The following is a 21,115-nucleotide window of genomic DNA, read 5'->3' as shown; positions in this document are numbered from 1 at the left end:
GTGTCGCATCAATAGTCCGATAAGTGGACTTTTCTGCGAGGTGTCCGGCGTGTTCGTGGCGGCGGTTCACACGCTACCGATGTGGCCGGAGAGGCCACCACCATCGTTCGACCGGTTTCGAGAAGGAGTGGTATGCGTCCCGAGAACAGGACCAGGTCGCCCTTTGGCCCCCTGCCGAGGAGTACTTGGCGCAAGGCCGGCACGCTGGCGTCGCTCGCCCTGGTGATGATGGGAGTGGCGAGCCCCTCCATCGCCGTGGCGCAGGGCGTCAGGGCGGCCGAGCGGGTCGACGCGGCGAGCCGCGTGGGCGGGGACGGCTGCGATCACTATCAGGAGCCGGACCCGTGGGCGGACCTCGACCCGGACCAGGGCCCGGACGCCGACCCGAACGACGGCCGGACGGCGTGGGACCTCCTCCTGGCCGGCCCCCGCGGAGGAGGCGACCAGTGCGGGCCGGGCCGACCCGGCCCGACCGGCCCCACCGGTCCGACGGGAGCCACCGGAGCGGACGGTGCCGATGGCGCGGACGGCGCGACGGGCCCGACCGGTCCGACGGGCGCTACAGGTGCGACCGGGGCTACGGGTGCTGACGGTGCCACTGGGGCTGCGGGTGCTGACGGTGCGACCGGCGCGACAGGTTTGGCTGGTGCTGACGGTGCGACCGGCGCAACGGGTGCGGATGGCGCTCCCGGTGCGACCGGGGCTACCGGTGCTGACGGTGCCACCGGGGCTACGGGTGCCGATGGTGCCACCGGGGCTACAGGCGCCGACGGTGCGGCAGGTGCTGATGGCGCGACTGGTGCGACCGGTGCGACCGGCGCCGACGGTGCCACAGGGGCTACCGGTGCCGACGGGGCGGTCGGAGCTACGGGCGCCACTGGTGCGGATGGTGCGGCCGGAGCTACGGGTGCTGCCGGAGCTACGGGCTCCACCGGACCGAGCGGCGCCGATGGCGCGACCGGCGCCACTGGGGCCACTGGTGCCACTGGGGCCACGGGTGCGACCGGGGCCACCGGCGCCACTCTTCGCTGCCGGGACATCGATACCGTCGCACCCTCGAACAGCGAGTCGTTCGGCGTCGTCCTCGCGAACGGCGTCGCCTACGTCGGCCGGGCGGCCACGGCCGGAGGAGTGCCCGTCTGGCAGAACGTCTCGGACGGGGACAACCCCGGATTCCCCGCCGCCACCGCCTGCGGCATCGCCATCGTCAGTCAGGGAACGAATTCCTACATCAGGGTCCTGACCTCGGACAACCGGATCTTCCAGACGCACGGTGACACCAATGGCACCACCTTCGTCTGGGACGAGGGGTGGACCGAACTGACCCCCGGTCCGGTGGCAGCCCTCCGGGGCAAGGCCTTCCCGAACCGCGCCGCACGGTAGGGGGCAGAGGGGGCCGAGGGGCCGGACGCATCCCACGCCGTGGACGCGTCCGGCCCCTCGGCCGTGCGGGAGCGTCGGTGGCCGTCAGGCCACCACCTGGTACTCCGGTCCCAGCTTGCCGAGGGCGAACGCGCGGTTCTCCACGACCCGTTCACGCTGGCTCTCCGGAAGCCGGCCCTCCCGCAGCAGCCGCTCGCAGCACCGCAGCGACTCCTCGTACGCGCCGACCCAGTAGGCGGACACGGCGAGCTCGTCGAGCGCGCGCCACTCGTACCAGTCGAACTCGACGAACAGGATGTCGTCCGGCCGTGGGATCCGCGCCGCCTGACGGGCGAACAGGTACGCCAACGGGAAGCGGCCGTCGAGACGGCACAGGCGCGCCAGGTCGCCGAGCGCCTCGGCCCGCCCGGGACGGCTCTCGTGGGCGCGGAGGTAGCGGTCCATCACCTCGGCCGGCGGGCGCTGGAGGCTCGCCGCGAGGCGTGCCGCGTAAAGCCGGGAGCAGTAGGCCTCCTCGGCGAAGCCGCCCATGCCGGCGCGGTGGTCGTAGGCGGCCAGGGACTTCTCCGGCTCGCCCGCGTCGCGCCAGCTCTGGGCCAGGTAGAAGGCGTAGCGGGCGTTCCCGGGTTCGTCGAGCAGGCCCTTTTCGAGGATCGCGGCGTCGCGGAGGTACTTCTCCCGGTCGCCGCCTTCGCCCTGGCGGGCTCCGCCGCCGACGACGCGGATATGGAAGCCTTCGAGATCCCCCCGGGTGAAGGATTCCTCGCAATCGAGGTACTCGTGCAGCACACCCACGTATTTCCAGGGCAATCGGGTGGAGACCAGAGCCGGCCGCCAGTGGATGACGGGCTGGTGGTGCACCGCGACGCCGTACGCGTCGAAAGTGAGCTCCGGCATCCGGAATCCGGGATCCACCTCGATCACGTCGTCCGCGTCGATGAACAGCAGGTAGTCCGCGCTGGAGCGGGCCAGGTCGATCGCCTCGCTGCGGCTGCCGTCGAATCCCTTCCAGGGGCGTTCGTGCAGGACACCGGGGAGATCACCGAAGAATTCCCGGATGATCTCCTGGGTGCCGTCGGTCGACCCGGTGTCGACGATCACCCAGGTGTCGATCAAAGGACGTACGGATTCGAGACAGCGCCTGATCACCGCGGCCTCGTTCTTTACGATCATGTTCAGGCAGATTTTGGCTTTCAAGGATCCCGTCCACGGTGGTGGTGAAGACGACCGTGAGGCGACCGTAGGGATCGGGTCAATGGGGTGCAAGGAAGGCACGATGAGAGCCGCCATTGGGGGTCTCTTGCTGGTCCGATGAGATGACGGCGGTGCGAGGCGCCTCATTCCTTCAATCCGATTTACCGACTATGAGCGAGGCGGCCCGTCCGGGCCGATCGCCCATCGTTCGATTCGGATACGAGAAGGAGCGGCGTATATGAGCCCCGTGAACAGGACCAGGTCACCCCTTGGCCCGGTGGCCAGGCGGAGTGCTGTGGTGAAGGGAGGCACACTGGCGTCACTGGCCCTGGTGATGGCGGGCATCGCCAGCCCGGCGTTCGCCACCGCGCAGACCGTCCAGTCGGCCGCCACGGTCCGGTCGGCGAGCCCCGCCGGCGGCGGTGACTGCACGACCAAGAAGAGCGCGAGCCAGGATCCGAGGGCGGTGGACGTCGAGGCCGGCCCCCGCGGCGGCGGCGACAAGTGCGAGGGCGAGCGCGGTCCGACGGGTCCGACCGGCCCCACCGGTCCGCGTGGCGAGCCGGGCGCCGACGGCGCGACGGGCGCCACGGGCGCGACGGGCGCCACCGGTGCGACGGGTGCGACGGGTGCCACGGGCGCGACCGGTCCGGGCACGTGCGTGGACATCGACGCCGTCCGGGACAACAACGACCGCGAGTTCAAGGCGGCGCTCACCCCTGACGGCATCACGTACGCCGGCGTCCGGGAGGTCCAGAACACCACGCTGGGCCCCTGGATCTGGTACGACCTCACCACCAACGAGGAGGGCGAGTACCCGGAGGGCGCCTGTGCGGTCTCCCTCTCCCACCAGGCCAACCGGCTCGAGATCGAAGTGATCACCCAGGCGGGCGAGATCTACGAGACGTTCTGCAACGTGGTCCCGGGCACCCCGGACACCCTCACGTGCGACGGGGTGTGGAACCTCGGAGTACCGCAGCCCAACCCGGGCGACCCGCCGCCGCCGCTGCGGGCCGACGCGCAGCCGGTTCGTCCCATGGACCCCAACCACCTGCCGAAGGAGCTGAAGTAGCCACGGAGCCGGCCGGAGCCGTTACTCCGGCCTCTGCTCCGCACCGCCGAAGTCCGGGCTGGTGAAGTCCGGTGACGTGTAGCCGGGCGGGGACCCCTGCGAAGGGGTTCCCGGGCTGGTGAAATCGGGCCGGGTGTACCCCAGACTGGGGATGCGCCCGGCCCCTGGCGTGCGGGGGGTCGGGAAACCCGGGCCGGCGCTCGGATCGGCCAGTGCGTCCCGCAGGAACGGGATGATGCCGCGCTCCAGCAGGGCGTGCCGCCAGGCCTCGCGGGCCCGTGCCACCTCGTCGGGTATCGCCTCGGTCTCGTCCGCCGCCACCTCGGTCGCGCTGTTGCGCACGGCCGTGACCAGCAGCCCGATCACGGCGAAGAGGAGGGCGGCCGCGGTGAGCGCCCCGAAGAGCCAACCCGCCGTCACCATGGTCTGCGCGAAGGCCGGTTCGGGCTCGATCATCTTCAGGATGTAGCCGACGAGCAGGAAGATCAGCATGGCGGTGCCCGCCAGGACCGGTGCGAGGACCGCCACCACGGCGCTGACGCCCGCGCCGGCGCCGCTGCTCCCGTCACCGTCCTCGTCCCCCGTCGTACCGGGGGCGTAGAGCGTCTCGTCGCGTCGTTCCTCGCGGACCTTCACGTAGTGGCCGTACTCGGCGGCCGCGGCGGCCGCCAGCAGGGCGCTGGCGCCCTGGGCCATGGTGCGCAGCTGTTCGGCGTTCAGCCGTTCGCCGAGCGTGGCGAGTTCGGGCCGTTCGCTCGCGGCGCGCAGTGCTTCGTCGATGAGCCGGTCGAATTCGGGCCGGTCCTCGGTCAGCAGGTGCGGAGCGCTGGTCATGTGCATCCCCCGATGCTCCGTAGAAGCCGGTTTGCCGCGCGTAGACCCGGGTGCCGGCTGAAACGGAGGAGAGCCTGCTACGGATAGTGCGATGGTAGAGCGACCACACCGCGCCGTGACAGGGGCTTTCCGGAAATACCCCTCTGCGTAAACTCTCAGTCGCTCAGCGGAAGCCGTACGACAAGCAGCTTGCCCGCCATCGTCACGCCGCCGTCCATCGCGATGGCGAGGCCGTCCGCGTAGACGTGCGGGCCGTCCACGGCCTCCGGTCCGCGTGACTCGTCGCCGTCCTCGGTGCCCACTTCGCCCAGCAGGTACGGGATCGGGCTGTGGCCGTGCACGACGCGGCTGCCGCCGTAGGTGTCGAGCAGTTCACGGACGGCCTGCGGGCCGGTCTCCTCGTCGCGGAAGGCGAAGCGCTTGGTGAACTTCCGGAAGAGGTCCCAGGTGATGTCGACGTCGCCCCGGTTGAGGAGCTCGTGGATGGTGTCGTTGACGTCCTCGATGGAGTCGCCGTAGTCCAGGTAGGCCGTGGTGTCGGAGTGCAGCAGCAGGTGGTCCTCCTCCAGCACGGCCGCGTCCAGTCTCGACATCCACTGGATGTGCACGTCCTGCAGGCGCTCCATGTCGGTGCGCTGGCCGCCGTTGAGCAGCCAGGCGGCCTGGAAGGTGGCGGTGCCGGCGCCGGAGACGACGGGGGTGTCGCCGAATCGCTTGGCGCCGATGAGCAGCAGTTCGTGGTTGCCCATCAGCGCCTTGCAGTAGCCGCCGGCCGCGGCCGCCTCGGCGGACAGCCGCATGACGAGGTCGATGACGCCGATGCCGTCGGGGCCGCGGTCGGTGAAGTCGCCGAGGAACCAGAGCCGGGCGTTGCCCGCGGACCAGCGGCCCTCGGCGTCGATCAGGCCCTGGGCGCGCAGCTCGGTGACGAGCTCGTCGAGGTAGCCGTGGACGTCGCCGACGACGTACAGCGGACCGGGTCCGGCGGCGTCCTGCGGGACGTACTGGACCTGGACGGTGTCGCCGGGGCCGCCGAGCGGGGTGCGGCCGATGACGGGGAGGTCCCGGTAGGTCGGGGTGTAGCCCTCGGGCTCGTCCTCCTCGGGGCCCTTGGTCATCGAGTGCACCGGTTCGGCCTCGGTGTGCGCGGCGGGCTGCGGGGGACCCTGGGGACGCCCGTGCGGGGGCCCCTCGTGGCGCGGGTCCTGCCGGGGGTCCTGCCGGGAGTCGTGACGCGGATCGCGGTGCTGCTCGCGGTGCTGCTCGTGAGCCTGCTCGCGGTGCGGATCGGGCTGCGGGCCCGGCGCCGCGGGCGGCTGCGGCAGGTACCCGGGCTGGGGCGGCACGGCGGCCCGTGCGCCGTCCTCGTAGTACGCGGGGTACTCGCCGTACACGGGAGCCTCGTCGGGCAGACCGGTGGATACGGCGTACGGGGCGGCGGGTTCGGTGACTGGCACCCGGAAGTCCCGCAGCGTCTCCGTCCGCATCGCGGGTCCCTGACCGGCCCCCTGAGTCATCGACCCCTCCACCACCGTCGCGCTGCCGTACACCTGCGGACCCTCCTGACCTCCTGGGAGGAGGGTCCGTGATGTCGTGCGCCCATCATAGGAATGCGGCTCGCGCTGTGTGACGCACCAGGGGTGGTGAATCCTTTGCGGAGCGTATCGTTCCTACCGTTTTTGCCCGATATTGCCGGTTGTTGAAATTCCGGACGACCCGCCGAACAGGCCGACCGGACGGTCCGGCGGTCAGTCCTGGGCCGGAGATCGGGGTGGGCTGACGGTCGTTCGGGGCTGCCTGCGCTGCGACGAGGTGCGGATGATCAGCTCGGTCGGGACGACCTGTTCGACCGGCCGTCCGGTGTCCACGCCCTCGATCGCGTCGATGAGCAGCTGCACGACGGCGGTGCCGATGCGACGCGGTTTGAGGGACAGCGTGGTGATGGGCGGCTCGGTGTTGGCGTACACGGTGGACTCGCTGCAGCAGACGAGCAGCAGGTCCTCGGGGACGCGCAGGCCGTAGCGGCGGGCGGCGGCGAGCAGGTCGGTGCCGTTCGGGTCGAAGAGACCGTAGACGGCGTCGGGACGGTCGGGTCGGGCCAGGAGCCGGTCGGCGGCGACGGCGCCCGCGCACGGATCGTGGGCCGGGTAGGACTCGTACACGGGGTCCTGGCCGACGCGCTCGCACCAGTTCAGGTAGGCCGTGGTGGACAGGCGGGTGTACGTGTCGGTGGTGGTGCCGGTCAGCAGCCCGATCCGGCGGGCGCCGGCGGCGGCGAGGTGGTCGAGGAGGCCGAGCACGGCGGCCTCGTGGTCGTTGTCGACCCAGGCGGTGACGGGGAGGGAGCCGGCGGGCCGGCCGTCGGAGACCACGGGCAGGCCCTGGCGGACGAGCTCGGTGACGACGGGATCGTGGTCGGAGGGGTCGATGACGACGGTGCCGTCGAGGGCGACGTTGGACCACACGTCGTGGCGGGAGGTGGCGGGGAGGATGACGAGGGCGTATCCGCGGGCCAGCGCCGCCGAGGTGGCGGCCCGGGCCATCTCGGCGAAGTAGGCGAATTCGGTGAAGGTGAAAGGTTCATCCCCGTACGTCGTCACGGTCAGGCCGATGAGGCCCGACTTTCCGGTACGGAGGGTGCGGGCGGCGGCCGACGGGCGGTAGCCCAGCCGGTCGGCTACTTCGCGAACGTGGCGGCGGGTGGCGTCGGGCAGCCGTCCCTTGCCATTGAGCGCGTCGGAGACGGTCGTGATGGAGACGCCGGCCGCGGCGGCCACGTCCCTGATGCCGGCCCGGCCCTGTCGGCCGGCGGCCCGCCGGGTGGTCTCGGTCCGGCTCACCTGATGCTTCCCTGCTGCTGTCATGGCGAGCCGATAGTAGGGCTCGGTGGGGTGGGCGGTCCGGGTGCATATGCACGCGTTGACAGGCACGTTTCTGCATGGTTCGCCACCCCCAATGACCTTGGAAATGAAGGCATTTGGTCGTACAGGCTGGCGGTGGAGCTTGTCGACGGGACCGGGCATGCCAAAACGGCGCGCTTTCGTGTCGGTCGCAACTCACCTGCACGAGGGATGCGCGCCACGGCGCAGGCCACCGGCGCGCGCATATATGCGCGCGCTCCCCCGCAATCCAGGCGCCCCCATTCTCGGGAGAGCGGAATCCTCATAAGGTGAGCAGTATTGAGTCGACGGCGACGTCGGACGGGACGGTCGAGGAGGACCTGCGGTGAGCGAGAAGAGCCCGAAGCTGCGCGCCGAGCTGGACGGCATTCCGACGTACAAGCCCGGAAAGCCGGCTGCCGCGGGCGGGCCCGTCGCGTACAAGCTGTCCTCGAACGAGAACCCGTACCCGCCGCTGCCGGGGGTGCTGGAGAGCGCGGTCACGGCGGCGGGTGCCTTCAACCGGTACCCGGACATGGCCTGCACCGGCCTGGTGAACGAGATCGCCGAGCGGTTCGGCGTGCCGGTCGAGCACGTGGCCACGGGCACCGGCTCGGTGGGCGTGGCCCAGTCGCTGATCCAGTCCACGGCGGGCCCGGGCGACGAGGTCATGTACGCCTGGCGGTCCTTCGAGGCGTACCCGATCATCACGCAGATCTCAGGTGCGACCTCGGTGCAGGTCCCGCTGACCGAGGGCGACGTGCACGACCTGGACGCCATGGCCGCGGCGATCACCGAGCGGACCCGGCTGATCTTCGTCTGCAACCCGAACAACCCCACCGGCACCGCCGTGCGCCGGGCCGAGCTGGAGCGCTTCCTGGACCAGGTGCCCTCGGACGTCCTGGTGGTCCTGGACGAGGCGTACCGCGAATTCGTGCGCGACACGGACGTCCCGGACGGCATCGAGCTGTACCGCGACCGCCCCAACGTCGCCGTGCTGCGGACGTTCTCCAAGGCGTACGGGCTCGCAGGTCTGCGGGTCGGATTCGCGGTCGCGCACGAGCGGGTGGCGGCGGCGCTGCGCAAGACGGCGGTGCCCTTCGGCGTCAGCCAGCTCGCGCAGGACGCGGCGGTGGCCTCGCTGCGCGCCGAGGACGAGCTGATGGGCCGGGTCGGTGCGCTGGTGGGCGAGCGTGCGCGGGTCCACGCGACGCTGCTGGCGCAGGGCTGGACCGTGCCGGACACGCAGGCGAACTTCGTGTGGCTGCGCCTGGGCGACCGGACCCTCGATTTCGCGTCGGCCTGCGAGAAGGCCGGTGTGGTGGTCCGGCCCTTCGCGGGCGAGGGCCTTCGGGTCACGATCGGTGAGCCCGAGGCGAACGACCTCTTCCTGCACACGGCGGAGGCCTTCTTCAAGGAGCTCTAGGCTCCGCGGCGCGGGTCCGGCGGCGGCGCGGGTTCCGGCAGCGGCGCGGTCCGCGGCCGTCCGGCCGGTCGGCGGGAGCGCCGCGCGGACGGGTGGGGCGGGAGTCTCAGGCCAGTTCCACGCGGACGGGATCGCCGTCGCGAACGGTGGACAGCAGGCGGGGGTCGCCGTCGAACGAGCCGAGCACGTTGCACGGGCTCGCCAGGCGGCTCTCGCCCCCGCGCGAGATGGGCGTCGGGCCGTAGGGCAGCGCGAGGGCGTCGCCCTCGGTCCAGAAAGCGACCGTGCCGGGCTCGACGACCTGCCGGGCGTCGTCCTCCAGGGCCACGGAGACGCCGGTGTCGAAGTAGACCTCCTCACCCCATGTGTTCGCGGAGGCGGAGATCGGAAGAGCCTCGGCCAGCGCCTTGCTGGTCGGGGTCTCGTCGAGGGTTGCGGTGAGCTGGCCCGAGGGCCAGGAGATTCGAATCTGCATGAGCCAGATTCAACAATCTGTTGAATCGATTGGCTAGGGGTACCCCGCCGGAAGGCGTCCGAACGCGATGCGCCATAATGCTTGTGAATGTGAACGCGTTCACAAGCGTGTCTGCTTCCTCCCGGAATAGGCGGGTTCGGAAAGCAGGCTGCCGCTGTGATCACGGCGACACGAAGGAGACGACGACGTGGACCTGGCTCTGGCGCCAGAAACCCTGGCGCGATGGCAGTTCGGCATCACCACCGTCTATCACTTCCTCTTCGTGCCCCTGACGATCTCGCTCGCCGCCCTCACGGCCGGCCTGCAGACCGCCTGGGTGCGCACCGAAAAGGAGAAGTACCTCAGAGCCACGAAGTTCTGGGGAAAGCTCTTCTTGATCAATATCGCGATGGGTGTCGTCACCGGCATCGTCCAGGAGTTCCAGTTCGGCATGAACTGGTCCGACTACTCGCGCTTCGTCGGTGACATCTTCGGCGCCCCCCTCGCCTTCGAAGCGCTGATCGCCTTCTTCTTCGAGTCCACCTTCATCGGACTGTGGATCTTCGGCTGGGACAAGCTGCCCAAGAAGATCCACCTGGCCTGCATCTGGATGGTGTCCATCGGCACCGTCCTGTCCGCCTACTTCATCCTGGCGGCCAATTCCTGGATGCAGCACCCGGTCGGCTACCGGATCAACGAGGAGCGGGGCCGGGCCGAGCTCACCGACTTCTGGCTGGTGCTCACCCAGAACACCGCGCTCACCCAGTTCTTCCACACCATCACGGCCGCCTTCCTCGTCGGCGGTGCGTTCATGGCCGGCATCTCCGCCTACCACCTGGCGCGCAAGAAGCACGTCCCGGTGATGCGCAGCTCGCTGCGCCTGGGCCTGGTCGTCCTGATCATCGCCGGCCTCGGCACGGCGATCAGCGGTGACCTGCTCGGCAAGGTCATGTTCAAGCAGCAGCCCATGAAGATGGCCGCCGCCGAGGCCCTCTGGGACGGCGAGGCCCCCGCGCCCTTCTCCGTCTTCGCCTACGGCGACGTCGAAAAGGGTCACAACAAGGTGGCCATCGAGATCCCGGGTCTGCTGTCCTTCCTGGCCAACGACGACTTCACCTCCTTCGTCCCGGGCATCAACGACGTCAACAAGGCCGAGCAGGAGAAGTTCGGACCGGGCGACTACCGGCCCAACATCCCGGTCGCCTACTGGGGCTTCCGCTGGATGATCGGCTTCGGCATGGCCTCGCTCGGTATCGGCATGCTGGGCCTCTGGCTGACCCGCAGGAAGTTCCTGCTCCCGCCGGGGCTGCGCACCGGGGAGGACGAGGTCCCCCACCTGGTGCTCTTCAAGAAGGCGCTGAGCCCCAGGCTCGGCAACCTCTACTGGATCGTCGCCCTCTGGACCATGGGCTTCCCGCTCATCGCCAACTCCTGGGGCTGGATCTTCACCGAGATGGGCCGCCAGCCGTGGGTGGTCTACGGGGTCCTGCGCACCCGGGACGCGGTCTCGCCGAACGTCTCCCAGGCCGAGGTCCTCACCTCGATGATCGGCTTCACCCTGCTCTACGCCGTGCTCGCCGTGATCGAGGTCCGGCTCCTCATCAAGTACGTCAAGCTCGGCCCGCCGGAGCTCACCGAGGCCGACCTCAACCCGCCCACCAAGATCGGCGGGGACGACAAGAACCCCGACCGGCCGATGGCCTTCTCGTACTGAGGCTGAGGAGAACGCACCATGGAGCTCCACGACGTCTGGTTCGTGCTGATCGCCGTCCTGTGGACCGGCTACTTCTTCCTGGAGGGCTTCGACTTCGGCATCGGCGTGCTGACCAAGCTGCTCGCCCGCGACCGTACGGAGAAGCGGGTTCTGATCAACACGATCGGGCCCGTGTGGGACGGCAACGAGGTCTGGCTGCTCACGGCGGGCGGTGCGACCTTCGCCGCCTTCCCCGACTGGTACGCCACCCTCTTCTCCGGCTTCTACCTGCCGCTGCTGCTCATCCTGATCTGCCTGATCATCCGCGGGGTGGCCTTCGAGTACCGGCACAAGCGCCCCGAGGACCGCTGGCAGACCAACTGGGAACACGCGATCTTCTGGACCTCGCTGATCCCGGCCTTCCTCTGGGGCGTGGCCTTCGCCAACATCGTGCGCGGAGTGAAGATCGACCAGAACAAGGAGTACGTCGGCAGCTTCCTCGACCTGCTCAACGTCTACTCGGTCCTCGGCGGGCTGGTCACGCTCACCCTGTTCACCTTCCACGGCGCGGTCTTCGCCTCGCTCAAGACCGTCGGTGACATCCGGGAGCGGTCGCGCAGGATGGCGACCGCACTGGGCCTTGTCACCGCCGTACTCGCCCTGGTCTTCCTCATCTGGACCCAGGTCTCGCGCGGCGACGGCAAGAGCCTGGTCGCGATGGCCGTCGCGGTGCTGGCCCTGCTCGGGGCGCTCGGCTTCAACCTGGCGGGGCGCGAGGGCTGGTCGTTCGCTCTGTCCGGGATCACCATCGCGGCGGCCGTCGCGATGCTCTTCCTGACGCTCTTCCCGAACGTGATGCCCTCCTCGCTCGACGCGGCCTGGAGCCTCACGGTCACCAACGCCTCGTCCAGCCCCTACACGCTGAAGATCATGACCTGGTGCGCCGCCGTCGCCACCCCGCTCGTGCTGCTCTACCAGGGCTGGACCTACTGGGTGTTCCGCAAGCGGATCGGTACGCAGCACATCGTCGACGCGCACTGATTCCGTGCCAGTGAACGCGCCCTTCCCCTCGCGCCGCCCGGCCCGCCGGCCCGGCCGGCCCTCCCTCGGAGGATGTTTCACGTGAAACCGATCGACCCGCGCCTGCTCCGGTACGCCCGTTCCACCCGCCTCTTCCTGGGGGCGGTGGTGGCCCTCGGGCTGGCCGGGGCGGGGCTGGTCGTCGGCCAGGCGATGCTCATCGCCGAGATCGTGGTGGGCGCCTTCGAGCAGGGCCTCGGCGGCGCGGCGCTCCGCACGCCGCTGCTGCTGCTCGCGGCGGTGGCGCTCGGCCGCGCTCTGATCGCATGGCTGACGGAGCTGGCCGCGCACCGCGCCAGCGCGGCGGTCAAGTCGGAACTGCGGGGCCGGCTGCTGGACCGGGCCGCGGAGACAGGGCCCGGGCGTCCGGGCGGACAGCGGACCGGGTCGCTGGTCTCGCTGGCCACCCGGGGCGTGGACGCGCTCGACGACTACTTCTCCCGCTACCTGCCCCAGCTGGGGCTCGCGGTCGTGGTGCCGGTGGCGGTGCTCGCCCGTATCGTCACCGAGGACTGGGTGTCGGCGGCCATCATCGTGGTCACCCTCCCCCTGATCCCGGTGTTCATGGTCCTCATCGGTATGGCCACCCAGTCCCGGATGGACCGCCAGTGGCGCCTGCTGTCACGGCTGTCCGGGCACTTCCTCGACGTGGTGGCCGGGCTCCCCACACTGAAGGTCTTCGGCCGGGCCAAGGCGCAGGCCGAGTCGATCCGCAAGATCACCGACGACTACCGGCGTGCGACGATGCGGACACTGCGCATCGCCTTCCTGTCGTCCTTCGCCCTGGAACTGCTGGCGACCCTGTCGGTCGCGCTGGTCGCCGTGACCATCGGCATGCGGCTGGTCCACGGCGAACTGGACCTCTACACCGGGCTGGTCATCCTGATCCTGGCGCCCGAGGCCTATCTGCCGCTGCGGCAGGTGGGGGCGCAGTACCACGCGGCCGCGGAGGGACTCGCGGCCGCCGAGGAGATCTTCGAGATCCTGGAGACCCCCGCCGCCGCCGCCGGTCCGGCCGGTACGGCGGAACTGCCGGCCGGCGCTCCCCTGCGGATCGAGATCGACGGGGTCGCCGTCCGGTACGAGGGCCGGGACGAGGACTCACCCCGGCCCGTCTCGCTGACCGTCGCACCGGGGGAGTGCGTGGCCCTCACCGGCCCGAGCGGGGCCGGCAAGTCCACGCTGCTCCAGGTGCTGCTGGGATTCGTCCGGCCGACCGCCGGGCGGGTCCGCATCGCGGGCGTGGACCTGGCCGAGCTGTCACCGGAGCACTGGCGGGAGCGGATCGCGTGGGTGCCGCAGCGGCCGCACCTGTTCGCAGGGACCGTCGCCGAGAACGTACGGCTGGCCCGGCCCGGGGCCGGTGAGGGTGCGGTGACCGCCGCCCTGAAGGACGCCGGAGCCTGGGAGTTCGTGTCCGCGCTCCCGCGCGGCGCCGAGACCCTGCTGGGCGAGGGCGGCGTCGGCCTGTCGGCCGGGCAGCGGCAGCGGCTGGCACTGGCCCGGGCCTTCCTGGCGGACCGTCCGGTCCTGCTGCTGGACGAGCCGACGGCGGCGCTGGACGGCGAGACCGAGGCGGGGATCGTGGACGCGGTGCGGCGGCTCTCCGCGGGACGGACGGTGCTGCTGGTCGTGCACCGGCCGGCCCTGCTTGCTGTCGCGGACCGGGTGATCCGTATGACGGCCGGTCCCGTTCCCGCCGAGCCGCTTTCCGGGCTCGCGCTGTCCGCAGGACCGCTCCCCCGCCCCGGAGGGGCCGGGACGGAAGCCGAGGAGCCCTCCCCCGACGGTTTCGGCCCGGACGCCGGGGAGTGGATCCTCGGCTCCGCCCCGGAGCGGCTGCGGACCGGCGGCGGTGCGTCCGACACCGGCGGCGCGGATCCGCTGCGCCGGGTGCGGGCGGTGGCGAAGGCATGGCAGGGACGTTTCAGGCTGGGTCTGCTGCTCGGGGCGCTGGCCGTCGGCTGCAGCGTCGGCCTGATGGCCGTGTCGGGCTGGCTGATCTCCAGGGCCTCCGAACAGCCCCCCGTCCTCTATCTGATGGTGGCGGTCACCGCGACGCGGGCCTTCGGATTGGGCCGCGCCGTCTTTCGGTACGCCGAGCGGCTCGTCTCGCACGACGCCGTTCTGCGGATGCTCGCCGACCTCAGGGTGTCGGTGTACCGGCGGCTGGAACGCATCGCGCCCGCCGGACTGCGCGAACACCGGCGCGGGGACCTGCTGGCCCGGCTGGTCGCCGACGCCGACGCGCTGCAGGACTACTGGCTGCGCTGGCTGCTGCCCGTCGGCACCGCGGTGCTCGTCGGAACGGGCTCCGTCGCCTTCACCACGTGGCTGCTGCCCGAGGCCGGGGCCGTGCTCGCCGTCGGCCTGCTCGCCGCGGGCATCGGGGTGCCGCTGGTCAGCGGCGCCTGCGCCCGCCGGGCGGAGCGCAGGCTCGCGCCCGCCCGGGGCGAACTCGCCACCCGGGTGGCCGACCTGCTGACCGGCACCGCGGAGCTGACGGTTGCCGGGGCGCTGGCGGACCGCAAGGACCGGGCGCGGGAGAGCGACGGCGTGCTGACGCGCATCGCCGCACGGGGCGCCGCCGCGGGCGGGCTGGGCGGCGGACTGTCCGCCCTGGTCTGCGGGCTCACGGTCGTGGCCGCCGCTGCTGTTGCCGCGAACGCGGTCCACGACGGACGGCTGTCCGGGGTTGCGATGGCGGTCGCGGTCCTGACGCCCCTCGCCGCCTTCGAGGCGGTCAGCGGACTCCCTCTCGCCGTCCAGTACCGCCAGCGGGTGCGCCGTAGCGCCGAACGGGTCTACGAGGTCATCGACGCGCCCGCTCCCGTCGCCGAGCCCGAGCAGCCCGCCGCTGCTCCCGCCTCGCCCTTCCCGCTCCGGCTGACCGGACTCACCGCCCGCCACCCGGGCCAGGAACGTGACGCGCTGCGCGGGCTGGATCTCACCCTGGAGGCCGGCCGCCGCATCGCGGTCGTCGGCCCCTCGGGCTCGGGCAAGACCACGCTGGCCCAGGTCGTACTCCGGTTCCTGGACCCGGCCGAGGGCTCCTACAGCCTGGCCGGTGTGGACGCGCGCACCCTCGACAGCGATGACGTACGGGCGCTCGTCGGCCTGTGCGCCCAGGACGCGCACCTCTTCGACAGCTCGGTCCGGGAGAACCTCCGGCTGGCCCGGACCGGGGCGAGCGAGGAGCAGCTGCGGGACGCGCTGGCCGCGGCCCGGCTGCTGGAGTGGGCGGACGGGCTTCCGGACGGGCTGGACACACTGGTCGGCGAGCACGGCGAGCGGATCTCGGGCGGCCAGCGCCAGCGCCTCGCCCTGGCCCGGGCGCTGCTGGCGGACTTCCCCGTACTGGTCCTGGACGAGCCGGCCGAGCACCTGGACCTGGTCACGGCGGACGCCCTGACCGCGGACCTGCTGACCGCCACGGAGGGCAGGACCACCGTGCTGATCACGCACCGGCTGGCCGGCCTGGAGGCGGTCGACGAGGTGCTTGTGCTGGACCGCGGCGAGGTCGTGCAGCGCGGTGAGTACGCGGAGCTGGCCGCCGTCGAGGGGCCGCTGCGCCGGATGCTGGAGCGGGAACGGGAAACCGACCGGACTTTGGCCAGCTTTCCCGTCTAATGGGGACTAACTAGGCTCAAGGACATGTCAGCGCAGTCGTCGCAGCACTCATCGGATCCGCTGCCGGATCCCTCGCAGGGGACACCGGATCCCCTGGCTGCCGCCACCGAGGCCACCAAGAGTCTGCACGGACTGTCGACCGAGCTCACGGCCCGGGTGCCGCAGCTGCTGGAGGCCATGCGGTCGGTCGGTACCGGGCTGGAGCTGCACTCCACGCTCGACCGTATCTGCGAGACCGCGGCCGAGCTGGCGGACGCCCGCTACGCGGCGCTCGGTGTCGTCGACACGGAGGGCCGCGGGCTCTCCGACTTCGTCACGTACGGGATCAGCCCGGAGGTGGCCCGGCAGATCGGCCACCGTCCGGACGGGAAAAGGGGCCTGCTCGGAGCGTTGATCTCGCACTCGGACACCGTCCGGCTCGCCGACCTGACGAAGGACCCGCGCTCGGCCGGTTTCCCGGCGCACCACCCGCCCATGAAGACCTTCCTCGGTGTCCCCATCCGCGTGCAGGGGGAGATCTTCGGCAACCTGTACCTCGCCGAGAAGCACGGCGGCGTCGAGTTCAGCGACTACGACGTCCACATGGTCCGGGTGCTGGCCACCGAGGCGGGCATCGCCATCGGTAACGCCCGGCTGTACGAGGCGGCCACCCAGCGCGAGCGCTGGATCGACGGCTCGGTCGCGGTCACCACCGCCCTGCTGTCCGGCGGGGACGCCGACGACGCACTCTCGGTTGTGGCCGAACAGGCCCGCCGCCTGGCCGACTCCGCCGCCGGGATCGTCCTGCTGCCGGCCGAGGAGGGCGGGATGGAGATCGTCGCCGTATCCGCGGAGAACGCGGCCACCTCGCTCGGCGTGGTGATCCCGGCCGAGAGTCCGGTGGTGGACCATCTGCTGTGCGGCGAGCCGGTCTTCACGGACGACGCCTCGTCGGACCCCCACATGATCAGTCCGCTCACCAGCGCGTTCGGCCCCTGCATGATGCTCCCCCTGCACAGCGGCGGGCGGGTCCTGGGCGCTCTGGTCACCCCGCGGGCCCGCGGCGGCCGGCCCTTCAGCGAGTCCGAGCGGACCCTGGCCACCCAGTTCGCCTCGCAGGCGGCACTCGCGCTGATGATGGCCGAGGCGCAACGCGACCGGGAGCGGCTGGCGGTCTTCGAGGACCGCGACCGGATCGCACGTGACCTGCACGACCTGGTCATCCAGCGGCTGTTCGCCACCGGGATGATGCTGGAGGGCGCCCAGCGCAGGTCGATCGTCCCCGAGGTCCGCGACGGCGTGGGCAAGGCCGTGGACGAACTGGACGTGACGATCCAGGAGATCCGTACGGCGATCTTCGCCCTCCAGCAGGGTCCCGCGGAGGCACCGTCCGGGCTGCGCACCCGCGTCCTGCGGGAGATCAACATGGCGGCCGTCCCGCTGGGCTTCAAACCGGCACACCGCTTCCTCGGCCCGGTCGACACGGTCGTCGGCGAGCTCGTGGGCAAGAACCTGATCGCCGCGCTGCGCGAGGCGCTGTCCAATGCCTTCCGGCACGCCGACGCGTCCCGGATCGAGGTGGTCCTGGACTGCACCGTCGCGTTGCCCGACGGCCGGCCCGGAGTCCGGCTGGAAGTCGCCGACGACGGGGTGGGCATCCCCGAGAGCGGTCGGCGCAGCGGCCTGCGCAACCTGCGGCGGCGGGCGGAGTCCCTGGGCGGCACGAGCTCCTACGGGGCGGGCCTCGGGGAGGACGGCGGCGGGACCACCCTGGTGTGGGAGGCCCCGCTCCAGTAGGGGCGGCCGGCCGGCGGGCGTCCGGTCCTGCCTGGCCTGCGCTTGCCCGGTCCGAGCCCGCCCGGCCCGCACCTGTTCGGCCTACGCCTCGTGTCGTGCGAGCCGTTCGGCCAGGATGCGTTCGATGACGAGGGCGACCCCGTCCTCGTTGTTGGCGACCGTACGGCCGGACGCGGCAGCGATCACATCGGGGTGGGCATTGCCCATCGCGTAGGAGGTGCCGGCCCAGCTGAGCATCTCCACGTCGTTCGGCATGTCTCCGAAAGCGACCACCTGGTCCGGGGAGATGCCCCGTTCGGCACAGCACAGTGCCAGCGTGCTCGCCTTGGACACGCCGTGCCCACTGATCTCCAGCAGGGAGGTGGGGCTGGACCGGGTGATCGACGCGTACGCGCCGGCGGCGGAGCGGGCCAGTGCGAGGAACTCGTCCGGGGCGATTTCGGAGTGGTGTGCGAGCAGCTTGAGTACGGGCGCTGGGCCTTCGCCTTCGCCGGTGTTCTCCTGGAGCAGTTGCTCGGCGGCCGCGAGTCCGGCGCCCGGATCCTTGAAGAAGGGCGGGTAGGCGGGCTCGTAGTTGATGCCGGTGGTCAGCTCGACCGCGAAGGACGTGCCGGGTGCCGCCGCACGCAGAGCTTCGACGACGGAGAGTGCGGCCGTCCTCGGGAGGGCTCGGACCTGGACGAACTCCCGTCCGGCATGCAAGTCGACCACCGCCGCGCCATTGGCGCAGATCGCCAGGCCGTGACCGTGGACGTGGTCGGCGACCACGTCCATCCACCGTGCGGGGCGGCCCGTGACGAAGAAGACCTCGATCCCCGCCTCCTCGGCTGCGGCGAGTGCGGCGACGGTACGCGGCGAGACGGACTGGTCGTCGCGCAGCAGGGTGCCGTCGAGGTCGGTGGCGATGAGCCGGGGAGTGGGGGTGGGCCCGTCCGGGCACTGAGGAGCCGAGGTCACGGCTCCATCTTCGCCCATGGGACGGGAGGACCGGACCATGATCAAGCCAGGCTGCCGCGGAGGGCGCTGTTTCACGTGAAACAGCGCGTGGCTCGATGTGTTTCACGTGAAACATCGGCCCGCCGTAGGCTCGATGCATGAGTCTGCGTCTGAGCACGGTGATCCTTCCGGTACGTCGATGGCATGAGGGGGGTCGGGACCAGTGGCTGCGGGCCGAGCAGCTCGGGTTCCACGCCGCCTACACCTACGACCACCTGTCATGGCGGACCTTCCGCGACGGCCCCTGGTTCGGTGCGGTGCCCACCCTGACCGCCGCGGCCGCCGCCACCGAACGGCTGCGTCTGGGCACGCTCGTGACCTCGCCGAACTTTCGTCACCCGGTGACCCTCGCCAAGGACCTCATCACCCTGGACGATGTCTCGGGCGGCCGTGTCACCCTCGGCATCGGCGCCGGCGGCAACGGCTTCGACGCGACGGCCCTGGGCCAGGAGGCCTGGTCCCCGCGTGAGCGCGCCGATCGCTTCGCCGAGTTCGTGGCGCTGCTGGACCGGCTGCTGACCGAGGGCTCCGTGAGCCACGAGGGCACCTTCTACTCCGCCGAGGAGGCCCGCAACATCCCCGGCTGTGTGCAGAAGCCGCGGCTGCCGTTCGCGGTTGCCGCGACCGGACCGCGCGGTCTTCGGCTCGCCGCCCGGTACGGGCAGGCGTGGGTGACCACGGGTGACCCGAAGCTCTTCGAGGACGGCACGCCCGAGCAGTCGCTGGAGGCTGTGCGCGGACAGCTCGCACGGCTCGACAAAGCCTGCGCGGAGATCGGCCGGGATTCCCAGCCCATGGAGAAGATCCTGTTGACCGGCTTCACGCCCGAGGCCAATACCGTGCTGGCGTCCGTGGACGCGTTCGTCGACTTCGCGGGCCGGCACCGCGAGCTGGGCTTCACGGAGCTGGTGATCCACGCGCCGATCCCGGACTCCGACTTCGCCGCCGACGAGGCCGTTTTCGAGAAGATCGCCACCGAGGCCCTGGCGCAGCTCGACAGCTGACCGACGGCCGTCGCCGCTCCGCGTGGAGCGGCGGCAGAGGGTGGACGGAGCGTCACCTCGCCCGTGAGCGTGCAGGGTTCGGCTACGGGAAGCGCAGGAACTGCGGGGGTACGGCGTCCACCAGCCACACCCCGTTGGCGCTGATCCGGAAGACGTGCCCGGCCGCACGCATCGCCGCGGCGTCCACGCTGAGCACGACGGGCCGGCCGCGGCGCGCGCCCACCCGGGTCGCGGTCTCCCGGTCGGGGGACAGGTGCACATGGTGGCGGGCCATCGGGCGCAGGCCTTCGGCACGGATCGGGTCGAGGGCGGCGGCCACGGTGCCGTGGTAGAGGTAAGCGGGCGGTTCGGCCTCCGGAAGGTCCAGGTCCACGGCCACGGTGTGTCCCTGGCTGGCCCGGATGCGGGTTCCGTCGACGGCGAACCGCTGCTTGTCGTTGGCTGCCACGACGTGATCGAGCTCGGCGCGGCTGAAGTGGAAGCCGTGCGCGGCGGCGGCGCGCAGCAGGTCGTCGATCTCCACCCAGCCGTTGGCGTCGAGCACCAGTCCGATCCGTTCCGGCTGGTGCCGCAGATGTTTCGAGACGTATTTGGACACCTTCACGGTGCGTCTTTCATCCATGAACCCCAGCGTGCCCGCTCGGGAGACCTTCCGGCAGGGATTTTCGTGGGGCTCGCGGTGCCGGACGACGGCGGACGCCCTCTATCCTCATTCCAGTATGCGGAATATGCTTTCCATTATTACTTCCGCTCTGGGGGAGAACCATGACAGTCCATACCTCTCTGCCACGCCGCGCGGCTGCCGAGCTGATCGGAACGGCTGGCCTGCTCGTGGTCGTGATCGGCTCCGGGCTCAAGGCCGCGGAGCTCAGCACCGACACCGGTGTCGCCCTCATCGCCAACTCGTTCGCGTCGGCCATCGGCCTCGGGCTGATCATCACCCTCTTCGGGCCGCTGTCCGGCGCCCACCTCAACCCGGTGGTGACCCTCACCTCCTGGTGGACCCGCCGCACCGGTGGCGAGGGGGTCGGCGGGCGCGAGGTGCCCGTCTACGTCGCCGCCCAGACCGCCGGCGCCATCGGCGGTGCCTTCCTCGCGGAGGCCATGTTCGGCCGGACCCCGGGCGCCTTCGCCACGCAGGCCCTCGACGGGGGCCACCTGCTCGTCGGAGAGGTGATCGCCACCGCCGGTCTCGTCCTCGTGATCCAGGGGCTGGGGCACATCGGGCGCGCCCGTCTCATCCCGGCAGCGGTGGCGGCTTACATCGCGGCCGCGATCTGGTTCACCTCCTCCGGCTCCTTCGCCAACCCGGCCGGCACCATCGGGCGCAGCTTCAGCGATTCCTTCACCGGCATCGCGCCCGGTTCGCTGCCGGGCTTCGTCGCCGCCCAGCTGTTCGGCGGGATCGTCGGGCTGGCCCTGGCCGCCTTCCTCTACGGATCCGGCGCGAAGAGCGGCACGAGCCGTGCCGGCCGGGGGACCCGCGGGGCCGAGCCGGGGCCGGGCGCAACGGCCGTACCGGCCGCGCTCCCCGCGCCCGGGCCGGCAGACGGAGCGAGCCCCGACCGGGACGCCTACCGGACCGTAGGGTGAGACGCCGTCCCGGTTACCCACAGGGAAAGGGCACTTGTCCACAGCCGTTTGGGCGGGTTTTGACGACAAACGCGTGATCCGCCCTGTGGAACCTGTGGACC

At 71.2% G+C, this 21,115-nt stretch carries 16 protein-coding genes; 9 read left to right on the top strand and 7 right to left on the bottom strand.

Annotated features, from left to right (window positions below):
- Nucleotides 1–1,131 precede the first annotated feature (1,131 nt).
- A complete protein-coding gene (locus NRK68_RS16810; RefSeq protein WP_183066729.1) occupies nucleotides 1,132–1,383 on the top strand; it encodes a hypothetical protein in 252 nt (83 codons plus the stop codon).
- Between the two features lie 84 nt (nucleotides 1,384–1,467).
- Here the strand turns inward: NRK68_RS16810 and NRK68_RS16805 are convergent, their stop codons facing one another.
- Nucleotides 1,468–2,556: a glycosyltransferase gene (locus NRK68_RS16805; protein ID WP_220818869.1), complete on the bottom strand. Its 1,089-nt coding sequence runs from the start codon at nucleotides 2,554–2,556 to the stop codon at nucleotides 1,468–1,470.
- Between the two features lie 319 nt (nucleotides 2,557–2,875).
- Here NRK68_RS16805 and NRK68_RS16800 point away from each other — a divergent pair, with 319 nt between their 5' ends.
- The gene (locus NRK68_RS16800; protein ID WP_183066728.1) at nucleotides 2,876–3,649 is read left to right on the top strand and encodes a hypothetical protein; all 774 of its coding nucleotides are present in this window, start codon (nucleotides 2,876–2,878) and stop codon (nucleotides 3,647–3,649) included.
- Between the two features lie 21 nt (nucleotides 3,650–3,670).
- On the opposite strand, the gene NRK68_RS16795 is transcribed toward NRK68_RS16800, so the two are convergent.
- From NRK68_RS16795 to NRK68_RS16785, 3 genes are all read right to left on the bottom strand, one after another.
- Nucleotides 3,671–4,489, bottom strand: coding sequence for a hypothetical protein (locus NRK68_RS16795; protein WP_183066365.1), 819 nt, complete (start codon nucleotides 4,487–4,489; stop codon nucleotides 3,671–3,673).
- 149 nt (nucleotides 4,490–4,638) lie between these two features.
- Nucleotides 4,639–6,015 (bottom strand): metallophosphoesterase family protein, encoded by a 1,377-nt coding sequence (locus tag NRK68_RS16790; RefSeq protein WP_183066701.1) that lies wholly within the window; start codon nucleotides 6,013–6,015, stop codon nucleotides 4,639–4,641.
- 216 nt (nucleotides 6,016–6,231) lie between these two features.
- Complete coding sequence (locus NRK68_RS16785; RefSeq protein WP_030028209.1) at nucleotides 6,232–7,347, bottom strand: LacI family DNA-binding transcriptional regulator; 1,116 nt, start codon at nucleotides 7,345–7,347, stop codon at nucleotides 6,232–6,234.
- 361 nt (nucleotides 7,348–7,708) lie between these two features.
- Here NRK68_RS16785 and hisC point away from each other — a divergent pair, with 361 nt between their 5' ends.
- Nucleotides 7,709–8,788 carry a histidinol-phosphate transaminase gene (hisC, locus tag NRK68_RS16780; protein ID WP_183066364.1) on the top strand — a complete coding sequence of 360 codons (1,080 nt, stop codon included), beginning with the start codon at nucleotides 7,709–7,711 and terminating at the stop codon, nucleotides 8,786–8,788.
- Nucleotides 8,789–8,894: 106 nt separating this feature from the next.
- Here hisC and NRK68_RS16775 read toward each other — a convergent pair whose 3' ends face one another.
- Nucleotides 8,895–9,263, bottom strand: a complete 369-nt coding sequence (locus NRK68_RS16775) for a cyclophilin-like fold protein (protein WP_183066363.1) — start codon at nucleotides 9,261–9,263, stop codon at nucleotides 8,895–8,897.
- Between the two features lie 187 nt (nucleotides 9,264–9,450).
- Between NRK68_RS16775 and NRK68_RS16770 the strand changes: the two genes are divergently transcribed.
- The 4 genes from NRK68_RS16770 to NRK68_RS16755 all read left to right on the top strand — a co-directional run bounded on the left by NRK68_RS16770 (nucleotide 9,451) and on the right by NRK68_RS16755 (nucleotide 17,421).
- Nucleotides 9,451–10,956, top strand: a complete 1,506-nt coding sequence (locus NRK68_RS16770) for a cytochrome ubiquinol oxidase subunit I (RefSeq protein WP_183066362.1) — start codon at nucleotides 9,451–9,453, stop codon at nucleotides 10,954–10,956.
- Between the two features lie 18 nt (nucleotides 10,957–10,974).
- The gene (gene cydB / locus NRK68_RS16765; protein ID WP_257856128.1) at nucleotides 10,975–11,976 is read left to right on the top strand and encodes a cytochrome d ubiquinol oxidase subunit II; all 1,002 of its coding nucleotides are present in this window, start codon (nucleotides 10,975–10,977) and stop codon (nucleotides 11,974–11,976) included.
- Between the two features lie 81 nt (nucleotides 11,977–12,057).
- Nucleotides 12,058–15,645: a thiol reductant ABC exporter subunit CydD gene (gene cydD, locus NRK68_RS16760; protein WP_257856127.1), complete on the top strand. Its 3,588-nt coding sequence runs from the start codon at nucleotides 12,058–12,060 to the stop codon at nucleotides 15,643–15,645.
- Between the two features lie 24 nt (nucleotides 15,646–15,669).
- Nucleotides 15,670–17,421 (top strand): GAF domain-containing sensor histidine kinase, encoded by a 1,752-nt coding sequence (locus tag NRK68_RS16755; RefSeq protein WP_257856126.1) that lies wholly within the window; start codon nucleotides 15,670–15,672, stop codon nucleotides 17,419–17,421.
- 81 nt (nucleotides 17,422–17,502) lie between these two features.
- On the opposite strand, the gene NRK68_RS16750 is transcribed toward NRK68_RS16755, so the two are convergent.
- A complete protein-coding gene (locus NRK68_RS16750; RefSeq protein ID WP_183066358.1) occupies nucleotides 17,503–18,396 on the bottom strand; it encodes a Cof-type HAD-IIB family hydrolase in 894 nt (297 codons plus the stop codon).
- A gap of 119 nt (nucleotides 18,397–18,515) precedes the next feature.
- Between NRK68_RS16750 and NRK68_RS16745 the strand changes: the two genes are divergently transcribed.
- On the top strand, nucleotides 18,516–19,421 hold the full coding sequence (locus NRK68_RS16745; RefSeq protein ID WP_183066357.1) for an LLM class flavin-dependent oxidoreductase: 906 nt from the start codon (nucleotides 18,516–18,518) through the stop codon (nucleotides 19,419–19,421).
- Between the two features lie 82 nt (nucleotides 19,422–19,503).
- Here NRK68_RS16745 and NRK68_RS16740 read toward each other — a convergent pair whose 3' ends face one another.
- Nucleotides 19,504–20,043 (bottom strand): RNA 2'-phosphotransferase, encoded by a 540-nt coding sequence (locus NRK68_RS16740; protein WP_183066356.1) that lies wholly within the window; start codon nucleotides 20,041–20,043, stop codon nucleotides 19,504–19,506.
- A gap of 143 nt (nucleotides 20,044–20,186) precedes the next feature.
- On the opposite strand from NRK68_RS16740, the gene NRK68_RS16735 reads away from it, so the two are divergent.
- Nucleotides 20,187–21,014: an aquaporin gene (locus tag NRK68_RS16735; protein WP_183066355.1), complete on the top strand. Its 828-nt coding sequence runs from the start codon at nucleotides 20,187–20,189 to the stop codon at nucleotides 21,012–21,014.
- The last annotated feature ends 101 nt before the right edge of the window (nucleotides 21,015–21,115 follow it).

The sequence above is a fragment of the Streptomyces yangpuensis genome (assembly GCF_024666385.1).
Classification (GTDB): Bacteria; Actinomycetota; Actinomycetes; order Streptomycetales; family Streptomycetaceae; genus Streptomyces; species Streptomyces yangpuensis.
Note: the sequence above shows the minus strand (reverse complement) of the source record. Positions and strands in the feature narration are given on the sequence as shown.